Source organism: Capnocytophaga sp. oral taxon 902 (genome assembly GCF_013394735.1).
GTDB lineage: Bacteria > Bacteroidota > Bacteroidia > Flavobacteriales > Flavobacteriaceae > Capnocytophaga > Capnocytophaga ochracea.
In genome coordinates this window covers 2298900-2323523 of record NZ_CP058261.1, presented here as the reverse complement: position 1 = coordinate 2323523, position 24624 = coordinate 2298900, and the positions used below count along the sequence as shown (strand labels likewise).

The following is a 24624-nucleotide window of genomic DNA, read 5'->3' as shown; positions in this document are numbered from 1 at the left end:
TTGACGATGAAAAAGAATTTTAACCTCAGAAAAACGATGAGATACCTCTCCTTAGGTCTGGTAGCCTCATTAGCACTTACCTCGTGCGTAGGTTATTACTATGCCGATGGTATCTATAACGACCCTGTACCCGAAAGGGTAAGATACGTGGAGAGAGAAAGCTATCCTGAACGTTATGACTATCCTCCTGAAAACCGTTATACCCCTAATAAATATAAGGATTTTTTCAGTGAGAAGGCACAACAATATCAACAAAAAACTGACAGTAGTTTTACACATTTCACCGATGTGAATAGCTATCGCTCCAATGCCTATACAGGCAACTCCTCTTACGGAGGTTGGGGCAGTAACCCTTCACGAGTGAATGTAAATGTGTATAATAACGGTTGGATAAATCCTTATTACGGCTGGAATAACTATTGGGGCTACGGAGCTTGGTATCCTTATTATAGCTATTACGACTACCCTTACTATCGCCCTTATCGCTCTGGCTGGAGCTTTTCCTTAGGTTGGGGCTGGGGTAATTATTACGACCCTTATTGGGGTGGTTACTACGGAGGTTACTATCCTTACTACGGTTACTATGGCTATCCTTATTATGGATATTACGGATACCCATACTATGGATATGGCTATTATTACGACTATTATCGCCCAAGAGATTACTATTATGAGCCCAATCGTTCATATGGTAGAGATTACTATGGCGGAAGCAGAGGAAGAGCTATCATAAGAGATGATGAACGCAGAGGCGACCCTAACCGTTATAGTGATTACAATAGAGGCTCTTACAATCGTTCTCAAACACAAGGTAATAATTATAGCAATGAAGCAGGTCGTCCTAATTACCAAAATCAAGGGCGTAACAATGATTATAATAGAGCTCCTTCAGGCTATGAATTAAGAAGAGCTTATGAGTCTAATAATTCTAACTATTCAGGCAGAAGTTCTAACTATAGCAATAGTAATTCAGGAGGAAACTACAACAGTAGCAGTTCCTCTAATAGTGGAGGAGGATACAGAAGTTCTAATCGTGATTAAAAATATTAACAAATGAAAAAAATCAATCATATATTACTTTTAGGAGCTTTTCTTTTCGTAGCTAATGTACAAGCACAGAATTATACTGATGCCTTGCGTTACTCAACAGAAGAGCTTACAGGAACAGCTCGTTTTAAAGCGATGAGTGGAGCTTTCGGAGCCTTGGGAGGCGACCCTTCTGCTATCAATGTCAATCCTGCGACGAGTTCTATCTTTAGCAGTTCTGAAATTTCATTTTCTTTAAATAACAACAATCAGAAAAGAGAGATTACTTTTTTAAATAGAAATACTAAAATGACTAATAATGACTTCAATCTGAATCAGTTTGGAGTTGTGTTTCTCTTACCAGATGCTTCTGCTACTTTTAAGAAAGTGAGTTTTGGATTTAATTATCAATTAGCAAAAACATTTGATAATGATAAGTTTTCATATTCTGCTTACAATAACAAAGGATTAGATAATTATTTTTTGTACTATGCTACAAAAGGTAATAACGGAAATCCGTTTAGTTATGGCACTTTTTCAGGAGGTCCTGATCGTATAACAGGGACAGAAGGTAACCAACGAGATGTGGGAGAATTTTATGCTAAATTAGGAAAAACAGAAGGGTATGCTGCACAAATGGCTTATTTAGGAATGATGGCTCAACTTATCACTCCTACTGCTACTTCTACGACTAACATTGCTTATAATCCTAGTGGAGATAATAGAGAACGGTTACAAACTTATAGAATAGATCGTTCAGGTTATGTGAATAAATATAACTTCAATTTTGCTTCACAGTTGGGAGACTTTATAGGCTTAGGATTAAACTTGAATGTTCATAACATCAATGAAAAAGCTCTTTATAGTGCAAAAGATGATAATTTTCAAGGCACTAATCCTTTTTTGCGATATGCTAACCATAAGCAATATATCAATACCACAGGAGATGGTTTTTCTTTGCAGTTAGGAGCTATTATAAAAATAACAGATGACTTGCGTTTAGGTATGAGCTATCAATCGCCTACGTGGTATAGAATGAAAGAAGAGTACAGACAAGTGTTGTATGGTACTGTAGGTGTTGCTACTAGAACTTTTGATTCAGACGTTGAGCTTATCAATCGTTATGGAGATGAAATTTGGTATGAACGTGAATATAAATTCCGTACTCCGAGCGCGTGGACAGGTAGTTTAGCTTATATTATCAAGAAAAGAGCCATACTAAGTGTAGATTATACTTATAGAGCTTATAACAATCTAAAGTTTAGAAGTAGTAATATGGAAGGTGAGAATAATATTATCCAAAATGATTTGGGTGATACTTCTACCTTACGCGTAGGAGGAGAGTTTCGTATTCCTTTCAAAATGTTTAAGAATGAACCAGCAAGTACTAACTATATAAGCCTTCGCGGAGGTTATCGTTACGAGCAAAGTCCATATCGCAAAAAGGTGGCTACGGTAGGCGACCTCACTGGCTATTCGTTTGGAGCAGGGGTTACTTTAGGAGGTATTCGTTTAGATGCGTCTTATGACATTGCTAAACAAACAAACCTATACCAAATGTACGAAACAATACTTACCGATAATGCTCAAATAAAATCAACTTACGGTAACTTCTTGTTTACCTTTACTGCACAGCTTTTTTAATTAAATAATTATTAAAGTTACTTTTGCATCATATTATAGGGGCGAATTGTAATTCGCCCCTATAATATGATAAAGTAAAGAGACGGTAATACAAAAATTACCGTCTTATTTTTAGTATAATGAAATTACACAGAAACTTAGTAGATGCCGTAATAGAGGGACTTACCTTTATTTTTAACGAAGGGCAATACGCCGATAAGGTAGTAGAAAAACAACTGAAAAAAGACAAGCGTTGGGGTGCTCGCGATAGAGCCTTTATTGCCGAAACTATTTATGACATTGTGCGTTGGAAACGGCTTTATGCCGAGATTGCGGAAGTGTACGAACCCTTTACAGTGCATAATCTACGCCGTATGTTTGCCGTGTGGGCGACTCTCAAAAGTATTGCCTTGCCGGATTGGGGAAACTATTTTGAAGATACTCCTGCACGTCGTATCAAAGGCAAGTTCGACGAACTCTCTAAGGTAAGAAAACTACGTGAATCAGTACCCGACTGGTTAGATACTTTGGGAGCACAAGAATTAGGAGAAACGTTGTGGACAGATGAATTGCACGCCCTTAACAGTTTAGCTCCCGTAGTATTGCGAGTGAATACCCTTAAAACTTCTTTGGAACACTTGCAACAGTTTTTGCGACAAGAAGGAGTAGAAACTTATCCTTTGCGCGATTACCCCGATGCTTTGCAGTTAGTAGAGCGCAGCAATATCTTTAAAACCCAAGCCTTTGCCGATGGACTGTTTGAGGTACAAGATGCTTCCTCTCAAAAAGTAGCACCCTTTATGCAGATAGACGACAAGGTAAAACGTGTGATTGACACTTGTGCTGGAGCAGGAGGTAAAACCTTACACCTCGCTACCCTAATGCAAAACAAAGGTCAGATTATAGCGATGGATATCTACGAGCAGAAATTGCAAGAGCTCAAACGCAGGGCGCGCCGTAACGGGGTTTTTAACATAGAAACTAAACTCATAGAACCCAAACAGCTCAAACGTATGCACGGCACATTCGACCGCGTACTCATTGATGCCCCTTGTAGCGGACTCGGCGTACTGCGCCGTAACCCAGATACAAAATGGAAATTGCAACCTGAATTCTTGGACGAAATACGCACTACTCAACAGAAAATTTTACAACAGTACAGTAAATTGCTAAAAAAAGGAGGCAAACTTGTCTATGCTACTTGTTCTATATTACCTTCTGAGAATCATCAACAAGTAGAGACTTTTTTAGCTTCGGAAGCAGGAAAAGAGTTTCGCTTAGAAGCTGAGGAAGTGATTTTTGCTCATCAATCGGGATATGATGGTTTCTATATGGCAAGATTTATTAATGATTTCTCTAATCATTAAAAATTGTACATATCATTATTTTGTTGTAATTTTGCACTCTAAAATTTATCACTCATAAACTCAATAACGAATGAAGAAAATAATAACACTGATATTCGTAGTACTTGTTGCAATAGCAAATGCTCAAATACATAACCCTGTAAAATGGAAAACAGCGGTTGAAAAAATCAGCGATAATGAATATTATTTGGTAGCAACAGCTTCCATTGAGGCTGGCTGGAAACTCTACGCACAAAACATTCCGCCTAAAGGACCTATTCCTACCTCCTTTGCCTTTGAAAAAAGCGCAAACTTCGAGCTTATGGGTAAGACCGAAGAAAGTAAACCTATACAAAAACACGACAAGGTTTTTGATATGGAAATTGCTTATTTTCACAATCAAGCTGTGTTCAAACAACACATCAAAATAGTAAAACCTATAACTTCTATAAAAGCAACGGTAGAGTTTATGAGCTGTGACGATAGTAACTGTTTACCTCCTGACACAGTAGATTTAGAGTTTTTCCTTTCGGGAGCTCCCGTTGCAAGCAAAGTGGCAACTCCTCAGTTTACTTTTGGTAATAATACCGACGGAAATAATACAGTTCCTACAACTACCGTAAGTCAAACTACAACAACAAAAGCTCCTGCTACTACCCCTATCTCACGTCAAGGTCTGTGGGCAATATTCTTTATATCTTTCCTTTCAGGTTTTGCTGCCTTGCTCACTCCTTGTGTATTCCCAATGATTCCTATGACGGTGAGTTATTTTACCAAACAGAGCAAAACTAAAGCTAAAGGTGTGAAGAATGCTGTGATCTATGGTATTTCTATCATTGTGATTTACGTATTGTTGGGCTCAGCTATTACTGCTATCTTTGGTGCAGATGCCTTGAATGCTTTAGCAAGTAATTTCTGGTTCAACCTCATCTTTTTCTTAATATTGGTAGTGTTCGCTATTTCGTTTTTAGGAGCGTTCGAAATTACTTTGCCTAGTTCGTGGAGTACCAAAGTAGATGCTCAAGCCGACCGCAGTGGTTTTATAGGCATCTTCTTTATGGCGTTGGCGTTAGCTATCGTATCATTCTCGTGCACAGGCCCTATTGTAGGTACTTTGTTAGTACAAGCTGCTTCCGAAGGGGGGATCGCTCCTATTATTGGTATGTTTGGCTTCTCATTGGCAATAGCCTTGCCTTTTGCCTTGTTCGCAGCCTTCCCTGGTTGGTTGCACTCCTTGCCTAAATCAGGTGGTTGGATGAACACCGTGAAAGTGGTATTGGGATTTTTAGAATTGGCTTTAGCATTCAAATTCCTTTCTAATGCTGATTTGGTATTGCAATACCACTGGATAGAACGCGAAGTATTTATCGCTATTTGGATTGCAGTTTTTGGTGCCTTATCGCTCTATCTTTTTGGAAAAATACGTTTGCCTCACGACGATGCCACCGACCGTATTTCAGTAGGTCGCCTGCTATTAGGCTTATTAACTCTTAGTTTTACGGTTTATATGATTCCGGGGTTATGGGGGGCACCTCTTAACCTTATCAATGCTTTTCCTCCTCCGCAACATTATAGCGAATCGCCTTACGGTGTAGGCTATACCGCTGACGGAGGTAGTGCCAGTGTAGATGAAGGTGCTCTCCCTGAAGGAGCGCACTTGTTCAAACCTCACAATATCGTTACTTTTGATGATTATGAAAAAGGATTAGCTTATGCCAAACAAGTGAACAAACCCGTATTGTTAGACTTTACTGGATGGTCTTGTGTAAACTGCCGCAAAATGGAACAAAACGTATGGCCTAATCCCCAAGTGCTCGATGCTCTTAGAAATGAAGTGGTATTAATTTCGTTGTACGTAGACGATAAACGTCCACTACCCGAAAGCGAAGTGAGACCTTCACAAATTAGAGAAGGCAAGATGATAAAAACCATTGGACAAAAATGGAGTGAGTTCCAAACCCTCCATTACAAAGCCAATACACAGCCCTTTTACGTGCTGATGAATCTCCAAGGAGAGAACTTAGTAGACCCAATAGGATATACCCTTGATACCGATGACCCCGATGAGTTTTACAAATGGATAAAACAGGGGATTACTGCCTTTGGTAAATAAAATTATTCGATGAAAAACAAACACTACATACTCCCCATATTTATAGGCTTAAGTTTAGCATTAGGGCTTGTTTTAGGAAGACAGCTTGCGAATTTCTACATTCCCAAGCCTCCTCCACCTGTACCTATGCCTATTACTGATATAGATACGGTGCAAGAGAATCCTTATAAAGTGAAATTAAACAGACTTATCGACTATATAGAAGAGGACTATGTAGATAAAGTAAATACCGATAGTATTGTAGACCTCACAATAAACAGTATTTTGCGCAAGTTAGATCCTCACTCCACTTATATCTCTAAAAGTGATATCCAAGAGGTAGCCGAAACGATGAGTGGTAAGTTCGTAGGTGTGGGTATTAGCTTTTATATGTACAAAGATACCATTGCCGTAATCAAACCTATTGAGGGAAGTGATGCAATGCACAAAGGTATTCGCTTTGGTGATCGTATTTTAATAGCAGGGAAAGATACCTTGTTTAAAAAACACTTAAATACTGATAAAATCAAAAATATTCTCAAAGGAGAAATGGGGTCAAAAGTAGATTTAACTATTTACCGAAAAAGTAAAGATAGTCTTTTTAAGATAGGTATTGAGCGAAAGTTTATTCCTATTAAAAGTATTGATTGTTTTTACAAAGTAAATGATACTTTAGGCTATATACGTATGAATAGGTTTGCCGAAACTACTAATGACGAATTTGACTCAGCACTTAAAGCTTTGGAAAAAGAAGGTATTAACAGTTTAATTCTAGATTTGCGTAATAATTCTGGTGGCTTTCTCAATGTTGGAATTCAGATAGCCGATGAGTTCTTAGCAAAGGATAAGATGATTGTATTTACCAAAAATAATCGCAAAGAAATAGAAGAAACCTATTCTACTGCTGGTGGGTTATTCGAAAATAAACCTATATTTGTACTTGTCAATGAAAATAGCGCCTCAGCTAGTGAAATTGTAGCAGGGGCTTTACAGGATAACGATAGAGGTGTGATTGTAGGACGTAGAACTTTCGGCAAGGGATTAGTACAAAGCGAAATGCCTCTGCCTGATGGTTCGGCAGTACGCCTTACTACCGCTCGCTACTACACTCCAACAGGACGCTCTATACAAAAGCCCTACAACTTGCGTCACCAGCGCAGAAGCTTCCAAATAGATAATGCTACAGTCCCCGATTCTTTAAAGTTTACAACTCCTAAAGGAAAAGTAGTGTATGGTGGTGGTGGTATCTACCCTGACGTATATGTACCGATAGATATGAGACCGGAAACCTATATGGTAAATGAAGTGCTAAACTCAGGACTTACAAACTTCTTTTTGTTTGAATATTTAGATAGTCACCCTTCTCAGAACCATAAGCCACAAAAGTCTTATTTCATAGGGGGATACAAAGTACCCAAAGAAATGCTCAACGCCTTTTCAAAGTTTTTAAAAGAGCGTAAAATCAACATAGATTTCAAACGAAACAGCAATGATATATCAAAATATCTAAAAGCTAACTTAGCTGAGATATGGTTTAACGATAATGTAGCAGGGCTTATCAGGAATCAAGGAGATTTTTACATAGAAAGCTGTCTACACTACTACAAACAAAAACACCCTAAAAATGGCACTGAAAATCCTACCAAAGTGGTAAGGAGAAAAGCCAAAAAACCTATAAAAAGAGTTTAAAAAATATATGAGCAAGAATTTAACATCACGTAGTGAAGACTATTCTAAATGGTATAATGAATTGGTTGTAAAAGCCGATTTAGCCGAAAGTTCAGGCGTGCGTGGTTGTATGGTAATCAAACCTTACGGCTATGCTATTTGGGAAAAAATGCAAGCAGAGCTCGACCGTATGTTTAAAGAAACTGGTCACACCAATGCTTATTTTCCTTTATTTGTACCCAAAAGTTATTTTGAAGCAGAGGAAAAGAATGCTGAAGGTTTTGCTAAAGAATGTGCCGTAGTAACCCACTATCGTCTTAAAGCCAACCCTAATGAAAAGGGTAAACTAATGGTAGACCCCGAAGCAAAACTCGAAGAAGAACTGATAGTTCGTCCTACCTCAGAGGCGATTATTTGGAACACCTACAAAAACTGGATACAGTCTTACCGTGATTTGCCTATACTCATCAACCAATGGGCGAATGTAGTGCGCTGGGAGATGCGCACCCGTCTATTTCTTCGCACTGCCGAATTCTTGTGGCAAGAAGGACACACCGCTCACGCCACTAAAGCCGAAGCCATAGAAGAAGCTCAAAAGATGATGAACGTATACGCCAACTTCGTAGAGAACTTTATGGCTGTGCCTGTAATAAAGGGTGTAAAAAGTGAAAGCGAACGCTTTGCAGGGGCTGACGATACCTACTGTATAGAAGCCCTTATGCAAGACGGAAAAGCACTGCAAGCAGGAACATCACACTTCTTGGGACAGAACTTCGCCAAAGCCTTTGACGTGAAATATGTGAGCAAAGAAGGTAAACAAGAATATGTATGGGCGAGCTCTTGGGGGGTCTCAACCCGCTTAATGGGTGCTTTGATTATGACCCACAGCGATGACAATGGATTAGTACTTCCTCCTAAATTGGCTCCTATACAAGTGGTAATCGTGCCTATCTACAAAGGAGCAGAACAATTAGAAAAAGTGCGCTCCCATATTCAGCCTTTAATTGAAGAACTCAAAAAACACAATATCAGTGTAAAATTCGACGATCGTGATACACAGTCTCCTGGCTTTAAGTTCCACGAGTACGAACTCAAAGGGATACCTGTACGCTTAGCTGTAGGACAACGCGACATAGAGCACAATACCTTCGAAGTAGCCCGTCGCGATACCCTTACCAAAGAGACAGTAGCTGGTGACCAAATTGTAGCTCATATTCAGCAGCTTTTAGAGAATATTCAATCCAATATGTACAACAAAGCTTTGGAGTACCGCAATACCCATATTACCGAGGTAAATAGCTATGACGAGTTCAAGGAATTGTTAGAAACTAAAGGAGGTTTTCTCTCAGCACACTGGGATGGTACTCCCGAAACTGAAGAGCGTATCAAAGAAGAGACCAAAGCAACGATACGTTGTATACCATTGGATATCAAGGAAGAGTCTGGGTATTGCATCTACTCGGGTAAGCCTTCGAAAAAACGAGTGCTTTTTGCTAAAGCTTATTAAAAATAAAATGAGTCCAGTGATCGCTGGACTCATTTTTCTTAATATAATTAGTTTCCTCATTACTTATCTTCTATGCTTTAAAACTTTTAAACAAAGTTTCCATCTTTTCTCTTTCTTCTTCAGCTAAAGCTGCATCTACCAAGATTCGTCCACTGTGTTCATCAGTAATAATCTTTCTACGAGAGGCTATTTCTACTTGTACTTGTGGCGGAATAGCAAAGAATGAACCTCCAGAGGCTCCTCGCTGAATTGGCACTATTGCTAAACGGTTCATCACACTACTGCGAATGCGTTGATAGGCTTTTAGCAAACGTTCTTCAATTTTAGCCGCATACTCTTCTGCTTTTTCTCTTAAAAATTTCTCCTCTTTCTCAGTCTCTGCCAAAACAGAATCAAGTTCAGCTTTTTTGTGCTTGAGGTGCGCATCACGTTGGGCTTTGCGCTCATCTACTTGTTTGATAGCCTCTTTCTTTTGGTCTACTTGCGCTTTACCTTCTTTAATGCGTTTTTCTGCCAACTGTACTTCTAACTCTTGAAATTCTATCTCTTTAGAAAGAGAGGTATATTCACGATTGTTACGTACATTCTTTTGCTGGGTAGTATATTTTTTAATAAGGGCTTTTGCCTCTTCAATTTTTGCCTTCTTCTCAGCAATTCCTGCCTGCAATTCGTCTAACTCTTCTTTAAACTTTACGTGACGTTTTTTTAAACCCTCTACCTCATCTTCAAGGTCTGAAACTTCTAACGGAAGCTCACCACGAGTGTTCTGTAACTCATCAATCTTAGAATCGATAAGCTGTAAATCATACAATGCTCTTAATTTTTCTTCTACGGTTATATCCACTTTTTGTGCCATATCTATGAATAATATTTGATAGGATTTGTATCTACATTTGATATTGAGAGGGCAAAAGTAGGAATTTTTTTTGAAAGATACTCAAATAAAATAAATTTTATGTATTGTTCACTTTCAAAATGACCTATATCTGCTAATAATATTTTCCCCTCAGCCCTGAAAAAATCGTGGTATTTAAAGTCTGCACTCACAAAAACATCTACTCCTGCTCGCTTAGCATCTTCTATTGCAAAAGCACCACTTCCTCCCAATACAGCTACTTTTTTCACTTCTTTTCCTCTGAATGCTGAATACCTAATACAGCTTGCCTCCATTTTTTCTTTTAAATAAACAAGGAAATCTGCCTCACTCATCGGGGTTTCAAATTCCCCTATCATACCCATTCCTATATGTTGGTGCTCGTTTTCGAGTATATATATCTCATAAGCCACCTCTTCATAAGGGTGATTTTGGCGAAGTGCTTTTAGGATTTGGGATTGTAAGTGCTTGGGAAAAATAACTCCTATTTGTGTTTCATCTTCTGTGTGAAATACATTGGGTTCACCAATAGTTGGGTGCGAAGATTCATTGCCCTTATAAGTGCCTTTCCCTTCAAGATTGAAACTGCATTCCGCATAGTTGCCAATATTCCCCGCTCCTGCTTCGAAGAGCGCTTTACGTAGCTTTTCAGCATTGGCTTTTGGAACATAGGTAATAAGTTTTCTAATAACATTAGGCTGTGGAATAAGTATGGAGCGATTGTGTAATCCTAAACGGTCAGCAATAGAAGCATTCACTCCTAACAGCTGATTGTCCAAAGCCGTATGCATACTGTAAATAGCTATCTGATGTCGAATCGCTTTCATCACTACTCGTTCCACATAGGTCTTCCCTGTAAGCGATTTAAGCCCACTGAAGATAATCGGGTGGAAACTAACAATAAGATTACAATTCTTTTCAATAGCTTCTTCTACCACAGCTTCTAATGTATCCAAAGTGATGAGCACTCCTGTTACTTCGGCATTGGCGTCACCTACCAATAAGCCTACATTGTCAAAACTCTCAGCATAATCAAGTGGTGCAAGAGTTTCAAGAACTTTAGTTATGTCTTTTACTTTCATTGTATTATTTTAATGTTTACATACTTTTTCACAGTTCTTTTAATAAAGATTTTCTCTAATCTTTTTCTATATCTGATTTATTGTGTTAGAGATTTAAAATCTCTCCATCATCGTAATACACTACTCTGTCTCCTATAATACGAGCAGGAGCGGTGTATCTATGAGGTTCTTCCTTACCTATTGCCATAATATGATTTACTTGCCAACCCTTGGCTTTCAGATAATCTGATACCATCGACCTATGACAACGCCACCAAACAGCCTCTGCACACATATAAGCAGTAGTTTCTTTTTCAGCTATAGCAATGAGTTGAGCAATACCTTTTTCAAAATCATAAGTCTCCATATAATCAGCATAAGCTCGGAAGGACTCGTTATGCCAACGAGTATTCTTAGAGTCTTTATGTACTTTACGTCTACCACCTAATAACGTGAGATGGGTATAGGCTATCCCAATTTCAGGTAATACTATCTCTAAGTTTTCTTTATTAAATTGTGGATATTTGTTAGACCCTGGTAACCCTCTGATATCAACTAAATGTTGTATCTCAAACGATTGTAACATCTCTATAAATTCTTCCAATGTATGTGTGGAATGTCCTATAGTATATATTCTATTCATAATCAATTACTAACCACTATCTTACTCTTTCCATTACCTTCCTTCTGTACCACTACTTTCACAGCAATACGCTCTACCATCTCCTGCACGTGAGAGATAACTCCCACTTTCTTCCCTTGATTTTGCAAACTCTCTAAGGCATCTAAGGCTACTGAAAGTGTCTCAGAGTCTAAAGAACCAAAACCTTCGTCTATAAAGAGGGTTTCTACGTTCATTTTGGTAGATGAAAGAGACGAAAGTGCCAAAGCTAAAGCCAAGGATACCAAAAACGATTCGCCTCCTGAAAGTGAGTATACCGACCGTACCTCAGCTCCCATATCGTTGTCTATCACTTGCAAACTAAGAGAGTTAGGAATGCGTTGCAGGGTGTAGCGCCTATTGAGGTAGCGCATCTGCACATTAGCATATTGCAAGAGCATATCCAAAGTGTACTCCTGCGCGTATTTGCGAAACGCATTACCTGTACTACTTCCTATCAGGTCGTTGAGCAAGCTCCAGTGATGAGCGAGTTTTTCCTTTTCTTCTTTGGCTGTATGCAACTCAACTGCTATTGCTCGCTGTTGCTCATCATTTAAAAGCCGACTCTTTTGAGTGACTACCGTATCGCGCAAAGTATCTTCTTCTGCTGTCTGTTCTGCCAACTGCTGAACGATATCTTCTTCTGTAAAGTTGAGTGGTCTTTTTTCTTTTAGTGTTTCAAGCGCTTGCTGTTTTTCATTCGCAATAGTGTTGTATTGTGCAATGCGGTCATTTAACGATTGAAGGGCTTGGCGCTCTGATTGTAGCCATTCGTGAGAACGATTCGCCCACTCTTGCATTTTGCTTCTTATATGCTCTATTTGAACAGGCTTGTAGGCTGTAAGCCATTCTTCTATTTTGTGAGTTGCTTCGGCTATATGAGCTTGCGATTGCTGTTGTTGCGTCGCTAAGGTCTCTAAGGTTTTTTCGTTAGCCGTCATCTCCAATAAAATAGCGTTATATTGCTGTTGCGTTTGCTCTAAAAGAGTTGTTAATTGCTCTAACTGCTGTTGGTAACTCTCTTCTATTACTTGAACCGATTTTCCTTCTAACAATCCCGCACGTTCTTCTTTCAGCGTTTGCAATTGTGCTTGCTCTTTATCGATTGCCGCTGTCAATTCGGTGAGCTCTTGACGGAGTACTTGTTGTGAGGAGGCGAGCTCGGTGCGCTCTTGGGTGAGTTCAGCAAGGCGCTTTTTGTATTTCTCGATACAAGCCGAATGCGCTTCCCAGTCGGTTTTAGCAGTGGTGATTTGGGTTTGAAATTGCACAATATCGGTTTTCCAAAGGTTGAGCCAAGCGTCCGAAAGTTGTAAGCTCTGTAATTGCTGACTGTTTTTTTGCCGTTGTTGCTCGTAATTTTCAGCGTCTTTCGCAAGGGTATTCAGCTCATCAGTAAGCGATTTGAGTCGATTGAGGACTTCAAAAAGACGCTCGTTTTCCGCTAAAAGATGTTCTGTTTTTGCTATTTTATCCGTGATATATTCTTCTATTTTCACAGAAGGATAGGTCGTATAATACACTGATTGCGACAAGCGTTCGCTCTCTTGTTGCCATAAATCCGTACGCTCTGCGTTTTGTGCTGTCTGACTCTCTATACGTTTTTGCAGTTCTTTGAGCTCCGTTTCTTTGGTGATAACCTCTTTGGTAAGCGTTTCTAATTGTTTTTTAGCCGTTAGAAATTCTTGTTGCACTGTATTTATCAGATGTTCAGCTACTGCTTTATGAGCATTGGGGTGGTGTACCGAACCACATACGGGGCAGGCTTCTCCTTCCACCAAATGTTCTCTCAAAAACGCTACATCTTTGGTATTTTCTATTTGTGCCCTTTGGTAAATGCGTTCCGCTGTATCACAAGCTATTTGGGTGGCTATCTTCTCTGTTTTTAAACGTTGCAATGTTTCCAATATTTGGCTTTGGGTGTTTTGCATCTCTTGTAAGAGCGCTTCTCCCTGAACCTTTGCGTCAGTGTATTGCTTGATATGTTTGGCAATCTCTCTATCCGCCTGATACACTTGCAAGGCGGTGAGATAAGCCTTCTGCTGTTTGGCAAGCGTCTCTATATCAGTTGAGGGAAGTGCCTGTATAGGGTATTGTGCTTTCAGCTCATTGAGTTGTTGCGTAAGGCGTTCTTCTGCTTGGCTATGGGCGGTTAGTTTTTCATTGAGTTGTTGCTGTTCTTCCACAAGCTGTTTGAGCCACAACGCATTGCGGTACAACTGCGCTTCATCAGGGTGAGTGTTGAGCCACTGCTCTTCTTGCTGAATGTACCTCTCCCCTTTCTGTATGTGTTCAGTTACTTTTTCAAGCGACTCTTTTTTAGCTTGCAAAGCACTCTCTTTCGCCTCTTGTTGTTGCTGTTTTTGCTCAAAAATCTGCGTTAGTTCTGCAAGTCGTACGTCCAATTCCTTTGCTCTGGCAATAGCAGGTTTGGCAGTTTCATAAGCCTTTTTGGCAGTAGCCAAATCGTTTTCGGTTAGCAATTTTCGTTCGGATACCTTAGCCTTATCAGCAGTAAGCTGTTCTTTTTCAGTAGTAGCTTCCTTCAAATGTTGCTGAGCGGTTGCTAATAGTTCTTTTTCCCTTTGCTCGGTAAGGATATCCCCTTTTATGGCTTGTAATTGCTCTATGATAGCAAGCTCTCCAAAACGTTCCGCTTGCGAGGTTTTCTCTTGTTCGGCTTTTTCTTTATTGGCAATAGCCTCTTGCCATTGCTGAGTGTACAACTTCTGATTGTCAAACCACTGCTGTTGTTCTTTTAAAGTAGCGAGCGAGGCTTGTAAGGTTTTCAACCTCTCTTCATCGGCTGTAAGTTGCTCGGTCAAAGCACTGCGCTCTTCTTCCGTTAAAAAAACAATGTTTTCGAGCTGTTTTTCTAAAAGTTGGAGTTCGTTTTTATGTTGCTTGTTGAGTTCGTACACTTGCTTAGAAATGCGTGTGTAAATCTCCGTACCTGTGAGTTTTTCTAAGATATCCGACCGCTTATCATCATTCGCTTTTAAGAACGACGTAAAGTCTCCTTGTGCCAAAATCACCGATTTGGTAAACTCGTCAAAAGTCAAGCCTACGCATTCCTTTATCTTTTCGAGCACCAATGTCTTGCGGTTCTCAGCAATCAGTTGGTTATCCGTCAGGCAAATAAGTTGCAAAGTTTCAGGCTGAATTGCCCCCGAAAGTTTGTTATAAGCTCTGCGTACCTGCCATTCCGCTTCATAAGTCTTACCGTCTACCGCCTGAAATACCACTTTGGCATAGCCCGAAATCGCCCCTTTGCGCAAGAGGTTCTTCACATTATTCACCTGCACCTCAGCCGAGCCGTCAGCAATAGCAACCGAGTTTTTTGTAGTTGCCAAGCGAGGGGTATCGTTGTAAAGCGCAAGGCAAATAGCATCTAAAATGGTAGATTTGCCTGCCCCTGTCGCTCCTGTAATAGCAAATAACCCCACCGATTTAAGGGGTTCAGCTTCCAAATTAAGCGTAAAGGGACCTTCTATAGAAGCGATATTATGAAGAGAGACCGAAAGTATTTTCATAAGAAAAAAAACCTCCGTGAGGAGGTTTTTAAAAGTTGCTATGTTATTTTTGGAACTTAGCGTATTTGTTTTTAAACTTATCAATACGTCCGGCTGTGTCGATAAGTTTAGATTTACCAGTGTAGTAAGGGTGCGAAGTGCGAGAAATCTCTAATTTTACTAATGGATACTCAACCCCTTCTACTTCAATAGTCTCTTTTGTTTCTACGGTAGACTTTGTGATGAAGATATCGTCGTTCGACATATCTTTGAAAGCCACCAAACGGTAAGATTCTGGGTGAATTTCTTTTTTCATTGCAATGCTAATTTTATTACGTAATTTTTTCAGGGCGCAAAGGTACAACTATTTTTCGAATTGACAAACTAAATAATTAAAATCTAAAACCTTAAAATATAATTCACTGATTATTAAACGCTCTAACAGCCTTTGTATAACAATCACCTAAGATTCATCAAAGTCTCAATTGTCGCTTTTGCATCGCATCTCCCCCTTTGAGGATAGCCAGCGAGAAGTTTCCGTCATACTCCCCCTAGTGCCTATGGCCTATGGCCTAGCACCTCTTCCTCTTTCTTTCGCCTCGAAACCCCGTTTTTAACATTTTTAGCGTTGTTGTATTATATTATGAATCAACTTTTTATATACCCTTTCTATACCAATCGTCCAAGATTCGTATAAGCTTCCTATAAGCTCTCTATAAGCTCCCCCCACCCTCCTCATAGCCTTTTTTCACCAAAATCCCTCTCGACCTACTTCCGAACTATTCCGTTTCCTTCCGAAAGCTCCGATGTGTTACTTTTTATAGCAAACATTCCCTCTCTCGTCACTACATTCCCCCTTTGAAGGAGGCTAGGGGGATGTTTATACAATAATTATGGGATGTTTATACAACAATAATGACCGTCGCTTCTCCCCTAATGCCTATGGCCTATGGCCTAAGGCCTTACACCACCTCATTTTCTAATTTCCCAATTCTCTCATTTTCTAATTTTATAAATTATTTTGTATCTTTGCATCGTTTTGGCGCAGTATTTGATTAACAGCTATGAATTAAAAGTTAAAAATTAAAAGCCTTTGCGACTTTTAACTCTTAACTCTTATCTTTTAACTAATTATGATTCATATCGACGAAAAAATATATCTTTGGCTCATAGCGGTACTCATCCCGCTATTCATCATCTTTGCCCTTTCAATGCTTCGTAAACGTCGGTTGCAAAGACAATTTGCCTCCTCCCCTGCCCTTAGGCGTTTAGCTCCTGACCGTTCGCGATTCAAACTCTGGGTGAAATGGAGTGTCTTGGCAGTAGTGCTTGTGCTACTGAGCATCGCCCTCGCTAACCCCAAGATAGGTACAAAAATTGAAACCGTAAAACGCGAAGGAGTAGATATCGTCTTTGCTATTGATGTCTCTAAAAGTATGCTTGCCGAAGACGTAGCCCCCAATCGTTTGGAAAAGGCAAAACGCATCGCTTTCGAAACCATTAGTCAGCTAAAAGGCGACCGTGTAGGTATCGTAGCTTATGCAGCTAGCGCTTATCCTCAGCTCGCTCTCACTACCGACCATTCTGCCGCTAAGATGTTTCTACAAGGTATGAATACCGATATGCTTTCCTCTCAGGGAACTGCCATTCAGGAGGCAATACGTATGGCAAGCAACTATTTCGATGAAAATACTCCCACCGCGCGCTTGCTCTTCATCCTCACCGATGGCGAAGACCACGAAATGGGTGCTACCGAAATCGCTACCGAAGCACAAGAAAAAGGAGTACATATCTACACCATAGGTATCGGCACCGAAAAAGGCGCTCCTATCCCTATCAAAGACGGAGGCGAACAAACGTATAAGCGCGACCGCAATGGCGAGGTGGTGATTACCAAACTCAACCGTGAGCTCTTGCAACAGATAGCCATCAATGCAGGAGGTGAATACCTCGACGGTGATAACACCCAAAAAGTAGTAAGCCAAATTAACAAGATATTAGACGGTACTGAAAAAAGTCAGTTCGATACCCAAAAATTTGTAGATTTCAAAGACCAATTTCAGTGGTTTTTAGGCGGAGCTTTGCTCTTGCTCATCTTAGACCTCGCTATCTTTGAACGCAAAACCCAATGGGTAAAGAAATTGAATCTATTCAACGAAAAAGAAAAAGACAAATAGTGTGTCCTGAGCTTTGCCAAAGTTTGAAACTTTGGCAAAGTTGAAAACAAACAATCTACTATGAAAAACGTTCTATACATAACATTATCTTTACTATCCCTCTCTGCTTTTGCACAAACCAAAGCCGATAAAGAGGCGCAAAAAGCAATTGCTAACTCTAAAAAATATACCTACGAGGGCAACACCGCTCTCAAAGGCGATAAACCCGTACAAGCCGAAGTAGAATATCGCAAAGCAATAGCCGAAGATAAAAACAACGCTACTGCACAGTATAATCTGGGTACAATGTACTATCAACAAAAGAGTTATGACGAGGCTTTCTCCCGACTTAAAAACGCCTCAACCTCCGATAAGATAACCGAAGAAGAAAAACACAAGGCTTTCCACAATTTAGGCAATGCCTTTATGAAGAACAAAGAGTATGAAAAGGCGGTGCTCTCTTATAAAGAAGCTTTGCGTCATAATCCTAAAGATGAAGAAACCCGTTACAATTTGGCAGTAGCCAAAGAAATGCTTAAACAAAACCCACCTCCACCTCAAAACAACAAAAACAATAAAGATAAAAACAACCAACAAAACCAAAACAATCAACAGAACCAGCAAAATCAGAATAATCAAAATAATCAACAGAACCAAAATAACCAGAATAAAAACCAAGATAACAAGAATAATCAGGACAACAAAGACAATAAAGATAATAAAAAAGATCAAGGCGATAAACAGGATAAAAACAAAGATAAGGGCGACGACCAAAAAGACCCTAACCAAAACAACCAACAGGATAAAAACCAAAGCGGACAAGGACAAGGTGAGCAACGTCCCTCTTCTCTTTCGCCACAACAAATGGAGCGTATCTTAGAGGCAATGAACAACGAAGAGCGCAAAACCCAAGAGAAAATTAACGCCCAAAAAGTAAAAGGTCAACGCGCTAAAACTGAAAAAGATTGGTAGTAGTAGGGGCGAATGGCTATTCGCCCTTTTAATAAGTAAAAGCTAAAATGAAATACAAGATAATATTCTTTATAACTTTCTTAATCCAAAGTCTCTATGCACAACAAGTAGAGTTCAAAGCCGAAGTGAGTAAAAATCAATTAGGGGCTAACGAACGCTTGCGCATAGAGTTCTCTATGAATAAAGACGGCGATAACTTTACTCCGCCTAACTTTCACGGTTTTACCATAGTAATGGGACCTTCGCAATCGGTTTCAAGATCGTGGATTAATGGAGTAAGTAGTTTCTCCAAAACTTATATTTACATTCTCCAACCTACTGCCAAAGGTAAGTTTACCATAGGACAAGCAAGTATAGAAATTGACGGTAGAACATATAAAACAAACCCCATAGCTATCACTGTTACCGAGGCGGTAAAAACTCCCTCAATAGACAGAAATACTAACGATATCACACGTGAAAACCTATTCCTTCTTGCCGAAATTTCAAAGCCCAACCCATACCTCAACGAAGCTGTAAGTGTGGTATATCGACTTTATGTAGGAGGAGAAATATCTCTTAGTAACCTGCGTTTGTTAGAAGTGCCAAAATATCCTAACTTCTGGAGTCAAGACATACGTCTGCAAAATTATGAGGTAGAAAATTGCTCTTATCAAGGTCGTTCTTACCGTTGTATTGTAGTAAAAAGAATAGTGCTTTACCCTCAAAAAACAGGTGCTATCACTCTCGAACCTCTGTCTGTAGAAGCTATTATTAATGCTCCTACAGGACAACGAGACTTCTTTGGACGCCCTTTCTATGAAGAAATATCACGCAAAGTAAGCTCTGGCAGTCGTGTTTTAAACATAAAACCCTTGCCTGAGGAAGGAAAACCCGAAAACTTCTCAGGAGCAGTCGGTAACTTCTCTTTTTCTGTAAATGCTACTAAACAAACACTCAAAGCTAATGAAAGTACTCAACTAAAAATAGAAGTATCAGGTAATGGCAATTTTAAACTGTTTGATTTACCTAAGCCTACTTTTCCATCATCGTTAGAAGTATATGCTCCCGAACAAAAAGAAGACATCAACACTTCTCTTAACGGAATGAAAGGACGCTTAGAGCAAACCTATACTATCGTTCCTGAATACAAAGGGAAATATCCTATTTCAGGACTCTCTTTCTCGTATTTCAACCCTAATACTCAGAAATATGAAACTGTAAAAACCGAAGATATTTGGATAGATGTAACCGAAGGTCCTACAGCCGAAAACCAACTTAATGACACGGCTAATAGTAATAACATTCCTCTAAAACCAGAAGGTCTTCAAACCAATGCCGACCTTCAACCAATGCACCAACCCGTATTCTTTGGTTCTACTGCTTACTATTTATGGCTGTTCTTGCCTTTGCTTCTTATCCCTATTGTACTTATCTGGTGGCATATCAAAATGCAAAGAGCCGGAGATATCGAAGGCAATAAAGTAAGAGTAGCCAATAGATTAGCGAAGAAATATCTGGGAGAAGCTAAACGTAAATTAGGTGATAAAGGTACCTTCTACGAAGCGTTAGAACGCGCCTTGCACAATTACTTAAAAGCTAAATTAAAAATTGAAACAGCTGAAATGAGCAAAGATAAAATCACTGAACTATTACTCAGCCGAAAAGCTACTGAAGCTACCGTAGCTCAGTTTATGGCATTACTCGCTAATTGCGAAATGGCACGCTACTCTCAGCATCACACCGATGCTTCTATGGAAAAAGATTTTAGCGAGGCAGTACAAGTAATCTCTGCTCTCGACAAACAAGTGAAAAACAAGTAATAAAATGAAAAACAACATCATCATATCACTCTTGCTGTTGCTCTCTTTCTCTGTTTTCTCTCAAACTAACGAAAATCCTTTCGAGAAAGCAACCCAATATTACGATCAAGGAGAGTACCAAAATGCAATTGACCAATACAAATCAATCTTAAAGTCTGGTAAAGAATCATCAGCTTTGTACTATAATTTAGCAAATACTTATTACAAACTGAATCACGTGCCTGAAAGTATCTATTATTATGAGAAAGCACTCCAACTAAACCCAAAAAACCAACAGGCTAAAAACGGGCTCCTATTGGCAAACCAAATGAAGGTAGATGCTATTACACCCCTACCTAAAACCTGGTTACGCCAGCTCTCCGATGCTATTACAGGTTTGTTTAGCTTGCAAACGTGGGCAGTGCTCTCTATAATAGGAGTAATGGTATTTGTATTGAGTTTCTTTTGTTACTACTTTTTAGAACAAACTGCCCTCAAACGGCTCTTTTTCACCTTGATGTTCATATCAGTAGCAGTAGCGGTAGGTACTTATTTCATCGCTGATTTTCACAAAAGGCAAGTAGATGGTGAAAAGTACGCTATCTTATTCGATAAAACGGTACGGGTATTTTCTGAAGCCAATTCTTATAGCAATGAAGTAGTGCAGCTTCACGAAGGTACTAAAGTAGAAATTATAGAAAAGAATAATGATTGGATAAAAATTCGTTTAGCTAATGGAAAAATAGGGTGGACTAAAGAAAGTGCTTTAAAAATACTATAATTAAAAAAATATAAATATAGACAATAAAAAAGACTACTTTATCAATAAAGTAGTCTTATCTTTTTGTGCCTACGACTGGATTCGAACCAGCACGCCCTAACGAGCACCACCCCCTCAAGATGGCGAGTCTACCAATTTCTCCACGTAGGCTTACGCATTTGTGACCTGGCTGGGGCTCGAACCCAGGGCCCCAACATTAAAAGTGTTGTGCTCTACCAACTGAGCTACCAAGTCCCTTAAAAATAAAAAAACAAATTGTATAACCCTTGTGACCTGGCTGGGGCTCGAACCCAGGACCCCAACATTAAAAGTGTTGTGCTCTACCAACTGAGCTACCAAGTCCCTTAAAAATAAAAAAACAAATTGTATAACCCTTGTGACCCGGCAGGGGATCGAACCCTGGACCCCAACATTAAGAGTGTCGTGCTCTACCAGCTGAGCTACCGAGTCATTATAACAATTCAGTGTCTTTATTGTTTTGCGGGTGCAAAGATATAACAAATTTCTTATGTAACAAGAAAAAAAGTATTATTTTTGCAGTTTATTTTTAGCATTACATTTCAAACATCTATTATACAATACCTTATATATGAAAATAATTTTACTTGGCTATATGGGAAGCGGTAAAACTACTCTTGGAGAAGCTATAGCTCACCTTAAAAACATTCCTTTTATTGACCTTGATTCTTATATTGCTGAAGGTGAAAAGCTATCAGTACAAGAGATTTTTCGTAGTAAAGGAGAGATTTATTTCCGAAAAAAAGAAACTCTTTATTTAAAGGAGTTATTACAAAAAGAGGAAGACTTTATATTATCCTTAGGAGGGGGAACACCGTGCTTTGGCAATAATATGGCTTTAATAAAAGAAGTTACTTCTTTATCTATTTATCTAAAATACCAACCTAAGACCTTAGCCAGACGTCTTATTAAAGAAAAACCGCATCGCCCTCTACTCTCTGAAATTAATGATGCTGATTTAGAGGATTTCATTCGCAAACATCTGTTTGAACGCAACCCTTTTTATATGCAAGCTAACTATATTATCTCTATGGATAATCTTACTGAAGAAGAAAGTATAAATGAAATTGTAAAAATTCTATAACTCTAAAAGCTATACGAATTAGCAATTAACTACAAGAAAGAGAAAGGGGCTTCTGCAATAATCTTAATAGGTTCTTTCTTTACAGGGTGAACAAAGCTTAAGCTATAAGCGTGAAGACAGATACCACCATCGGGATTGGAACGTTTAGCACCGTACTTCAGGTCTCCTTTGATGTGCAATCCTATGGCAGCTAATTGCGCTCTTATCTGGTGATGACGCCCCGTAATAAGGTCGATTTCTAATAGGTAATAACGTTCATACGATTTCAATAACTTATAATGCAATACAGCTTTCTTGCTATGCTGTATTTCTTTATTATATGCTACTGACTTGTTTTGTTTTTCATTACGTACCAACCAATGGGTAAGTGTATCTTCCTCGACAGGAGGTTTTGCATCTACCAACGCCCAATAGGTTTTCTGTACTTCCTGTTTGTTAGCAAACATCGTATTGAGGCGTGCGAGAGCTTTAGAGGTTTTGGCAAAGAGCACTACTCCCGTAGTAGGACGATCTAAGCGATGGACTACCCCAAGGAATACTTCCCCAGGTTTATTATATTTTTGTTTAAGGTATTGTTTGACAATATCGCTAAGCGGAGTGTCCCCCGTCTTGTCTCCCTGCACGATATCTCCTACTCGCTTGTTTACGGCGATAACGTGATTGTCTTCGTAAAGCACGTCTACGTTTTCGGCGTTTGTGATAAGTTTCATAATGTCGTTTATTAGTGAAATAGAAAAAGCGCATTCCGTCGTAGAAAAGACCTAAGAGAAGAATGGCTACCGAAATGAGCAGAGTATATATTGAAAACCCTTGTGCAATATAAAAATACCCCGCACTAAATCCCCCTAGAAAGAAGAACGCAATGATAAAAAGTCTGAGACGAATGGTGTTTCTCAAATGCGTGTGTTGCTGCTCGTAGTGATTACGATTAAGGTAAATTCTTTGGGCGAGTTCGATACCTAAATCGGTGAAGAGACCTGTAAGGTGGGTAGTGCGCACTACCGAGTTAGAGATTTTAGTCACAAAAGCATTCTGCAAGCCCATTGCAAAGAGCAAGATACAAGCAGTAACATCGGCGGGAATATCATTGGAAGAAAAAGCGTGTAACCCTACTACCGATAACAAAGCCAAACACTCCAAGAGTGTAGGCTTGAGATACTTGTTCTGAGTGCGATGATAATTAGCATTCTCGATGAGCAAGCCCGAAGTGAAGGAACCTATGAGGAAAGCGAAGATGTAGAGAAAGTAAATGAGCCCTTTCCAAAACTCAGCCACCGACACATCATAGATAAAATATGCAAAATGTCCCGTAACATTGGTGGTAAGTTTACCCACAAACAAAAAGCCAGTAACGTTCACCATTCCTGCGACGAATGAGAGCACTACGGCTATTTGTAGATTATGTTTGGCGGTACGTTTTTTACCTTGATGACGGAACATTAATACTGTTCTTTTTCGTTAGGAAAATCGACGCTTTTTACGTCTTCGATGTAATGCGATACGGCATTAGTAATCACTTCTTGCAAATTGGCATATTTGCGCAAGAAACGAGGTTGGAATTCATTGCTCATACCGAGCATATCCTGCATCACCAATACTTGTCCGTCTACTGCACTACCAGCCCCAATACCTATAATGGGAATATGCACACTCTTGGCTACTTCTTCAGCCAATGTAGCAGGTATTTTCTCTAATACAATAGCAAAACAACCCAATTGTTCTAATAACTTAGCATCTTCTTTGAGTTTTTGAGCTTCAGCTTCTTCTTTAGCACGCAAAGCGAATGAACCAAACTGGTGAATAGATTGAGGAGTGAGCCCCAAGTGCCCCATTACCGGAATACCCGCATTTACAATGCGCTTGATGCTCTCGGCTTCCTCCTTACCTCCCTCCAATTTAATTGCGTGAGCCCCACTTTCTTTCATTATTCTAATAGCTGAGCGCAACGCCTTTTTAGGGTCGGATTGGTAAGTACCAAAAGGCAAATCTACCACTATAAGGGCGCGACTCACCCCACGTACTACTGATGAAGCGTGATAAATCATTTGGTCTAAAGTGATAGGGAGGGTAGTTTCGTGACCTGCCATTACATTACTAGCGGAGTCGCCTACCAATAGCACATCGATACCGGCACTATCTAATAGCTTAGCAAATGTATAATCGTAGGCGGTAAGCATCGAAATCTTTTCGCCATTGGCTTTCATCTCTACTACTGATTTGGTAGTTACTCGTTTGTATTCTTTTCTAACTGCTGACATTTTGTTGTAGTTTAAAAATCGGGGGCAAAGATACGAATAATTGACAAATTAGCTAATTTGCTAATTCGCAAATTAGGAGAAATGGTATTTAGTCTACTCTTTTATAAACTATCCAATTGGTATAAACCATATTGTGTTTCTTTTCATTTGGATACTTATAATGTATAGTAACCCGTATTTTTAGAGCGGATTTATCAAAATAAA

Annotated in this window: 19 protein-coding genes and 4 tRNA genes; 11 read left to right on the top strand and 12 right to left on the bottom strand. The window is 39.4% G+C overall.

The genetic code is table 11. From position 1 onward, the window contains the following. The first annotated feature begins 6 nt into the window (after window positions 1-6). From HW278_RS09950 to proS, 6 genes are all read left to right on the top strand, one after another. Window positions 7-1041: a hypothetical protein gene (locus tag HW278_RS09950; protein ID WP_053580349.1), complete on the top strand. Its 1035-nt coding sequence runs from the start codon at window positions 7-9 to the stop codon at window positions 1039-1041. A gap of 12 nt (window positions 1042-1053) precedes the next feature. After that, window positions 1054-2670: an OmpP1/FadL family transporter gene (locus HW278_RS09945; RefSeq protein WP_178977711.1), complete on the top strand. Its 1617-nt coding sequence runs from the start codon at window positions 1054-1056 to the stop codon at window positions 2668-2670. 119 nt (window positions 2671-2789) lie between these two features. Then, on the top strand, window positions 2790-4016 hold the full coding sequence (locus HW278_RS09940; RefSeq protein WP_178977710.1) for an RsmB/NOP family class I SAM-dependent RNA methyltransferase: 1227 nt from the start codon (window positions 2790-2792) through the stop codon (window positions 4014-4016). 70 nt (window positions 4017-4086) lie between these two features. Then, complete coding sequence (locus HW278_RS09935) at window positions 4087-6108, top strand: protein-disulfide reductase DsbD family protein (RefSeq protein WP_178977709.1); 2022 nt, start codon at window positions 4087-4089, stop codon at window positions 6106-6108. A 9-nt stretch (window positions 6109-6117) separates the two neighbouring features. Continuing rightward, the gene (locus HW278_RS09930; RefSeq protein WP_178977708.1) at window positions 6118-7776 is read left to right on the top strand and encodes a S41 family peptidase; all 1659 of its coding nucleotides are present in this window, start codon (window positions 6118-6120) and stop codon (window positions 7774-7776) included. A 7-nt stretch (window positions 7777-7783) separates the two neighbouring features. Then, window positions 7784-9262: a proline--tRNA ligase gene (gene proS, locus HW278_RS09925; protein WP_178977707.1), complete on the top strand. Its 1479-nt coding sequence runs from the start codon at window positions 7784-7786 to the stop codon at window positions 9260-9262. Between the two features lie 70 nt (window positions 9263-9332). On the opposite strand, the gene HW278_RS09920 is transcribed toward proS, so the two are convergent. The 5 genes from HW278_RS09920 to HW278_RS09900 all read right to left on the bottom strand — a co-directional run bounded on the left by HW278_RS09920 (window position 9333) and on the right by HW278_RS09900 (window position 15686). Then, on the bottom strand, window positions 9333-10118 hold the full coding sequence (locus HW278_RS09920) for a zinc ribbon domain-containing protein (protein WP_178977706.1): 786 nt from the start codon (window positions 10116-10118) through the stop codon (window positions 9333-9335). 2 nt (window positions 10119-10120) lie between these two features. Then, window positions 10121-11218 (bottom strand): Nif3-like dinuclear metal center hexameric protein, encoded by a 1098-nt coding sequence (locus HW278_RS09915; protein ID WP_178977705.1) that lies wholly within the window; start codon window positions 11216-11218, stop codon window positions 10121-10123. 85 nt (window positions 11219-11303) lie between these two features. Further along, on the bottom strand, window positions 11304-11840 hold the full coding sequence (locus tag HW278_RS09910; RefSeq protein ID WP_178977704.1) for a DUF488 family protein: 537 nt from the start codon (window positions 11838-11840) through the stop codon (window positions 11304-11306). 2 nt (window positions 11841-11842) lie between these two features. Next, window positions 11843-15391: an AAA family ATPase gene (locus HW278_RS09905; protein ID WP_178977703.1), complete on the bottom strand. Its 3549-nt coding sequence runs from the start codon at window positions 15389-15391 to the stop codon at window positions 11843-11845. Between the two features lie 43 nt (window positions 15392-15434). Then, complete coding sequence (locus HW278_RS09900) at window positions 15435-15686, bottom strand: type B 50S ribosomal protein L31 (RefSeq protein WP_002671135.1); 252 nt, start codon at window positions 15684-15686, stop codon at window positions 15435-15437. An 817-nt stretch (window positions 15687-16503) separates the two neighbouring features. On the opposite strand from HW278_RS09900, the gene HW278_RS09895 reads away from it, so the two are divergent. The 4 genes from HW278_RS09895 to HW278_RS09880 are packed head-to-tail and all read left to right on the top strand — an operon-like array spanning window position 16504 to window position 21060. Beyond that, a complete protein-coding gene (locus HW278_RS09895) occupies window positions 16504-17547 on the top strand; it encodes a VWA domain-containing protein (RefSeq protein WP_009411730.1) in 1044 nt (347 codons plus the stop codon). Window positions 17548-17607: 60 nt separating this feature from the next. After that, window positions 17608-18498: a tetratricopeptide repeat protein gene (locus HW278_RS09890; protein WP_178977702.1), complete on the top strand. Its 891-nt coding sequence runs from the start codon at window positions 17608-17610 to the stop codon at window positions 18496-18498. 47 nt (window positions 18499-18545) lie between these two features. Then, window positions 18546-20300: a BatD family protein gene (locus HW278_RS09885; RefSeq protein WP_178977701.1), complete on the top strand. Its 1755-nt coding sequence runs from the start codon at window positions 18546-18548 to the stop codon at window positions 20298-20300. A 4-nt stretch (window positions 20301-20304) separates the two neighbouring features. Beyond that, window positions 20305-21060 carry a tetratricopeptide repeat protein gene (locus tag HW278_RS09880; RefSeq protein ID WP_178977700.1) on the top strand — a complete coding sequence of 252 codons (756 nt, stop codon included), beginning with the start codon at window positions 20305-20307 and terminating at the stop codon, window positions 21058-21060. A 66-nt stretch (window positions 21061-21126) separates the two neighbouring features. Here the strand turns inward: HW278_RS09880 and HW278_RS09875 are convergent. The 4 genes from HW278_RS09875 to HW278_RS09860 all read right to left on the bottom strand — a co-directional run bounded on the left by HW278_RS09875 (window position 21127) and on the right by HW278_RS09860 (window position 21510). After that, a tRNA-Leu gene (locus HW278_RS09875) sits at window positions 21127-21210 on the bottom strand. Between the two features lie 11 nt (window positions 21211-21221). Further along, a tRNA-Lys gene (locus HW278_RS09870) sits at window positions 21222-21294 on the bottom strand. A 35-nt stretch (window positions 21295-21329) separates the two neighbouring features. Beyond that, window positions 21330-21402: transfer RNA gene (locus HW278_RS09865), tRNA-Lys, on the bottom strand. Window positions 21403-21437: 35 nt separating this feature from the next. Next, window positions 21438-21510 (bottom strand) — tRNA-Lys (locus HW278_RS09860). 139 nt (window positions 21511-21649) lie between these two features. Between HW278_RS09860 and HW278_RS09855 the strand changes: the two genes are divergently transcribed. Next, window positions 21650-22162: a shikimate kinase gene (locus HW278_RS09855; RefSeq protein WP_178977699.1), complete on the top strand. Its 513-nt coding sequence runs from the start codon at window positions 21650-21652 to the stop codon at window positions 22160-22162. Window positions 22163-22191: 29 nt separating this feature from the next. Here HW278_RS09855 and HW278_RS09850 read toward each other — a convergent pair whose 3' ends face one another. From HW278_RS09850 to panB, 3 genes are read right to left on the bottom strand one after another with little or no spacing between them, the layout of a single operon-like run. Further along, a complete protein-coding gene (locus tag HW278_RS09850; RefSeq protein ID WP_178978003.1) occupies window positions 22192-22839 on the bottom strand; it encodes an RluA family pseudouridine synthase in 648 nt (215 codons plus the stop codon). Beyond that, complete coding sequence (locus tag HW278_RS09845; protein WP_178977698.1) at window positions 22751-23602, bottom strand: YoaK family protein; 852 nt, start codon at window positions 23600-23602, stop codon at window positions 22751-22753. Before HW278_RS09845 ends, HW278_RS09850 begins: the two co-directional genes overlap by 89 nt. Continuing rightward, the gene (gene panB / locus HW278_RS09840) at window positions 23602-24420 is read right to left on the bottom strand and encodes a 3-methyl-2-oxobutanoate hydroxymethyltransferase (RefSeq protein ID WP_002671148.1); all 819 of its coding nucleotides are present in this window, start codon (window positions 24418-24420) and stop codon (window positions 23602-23604) included. The genes HW278_RS09845 and panB overlap by 1 nt, the downstream gene beginning before the upstream one ends. Window positions 24421-24624: the final 204 nt, after the last annotated feature.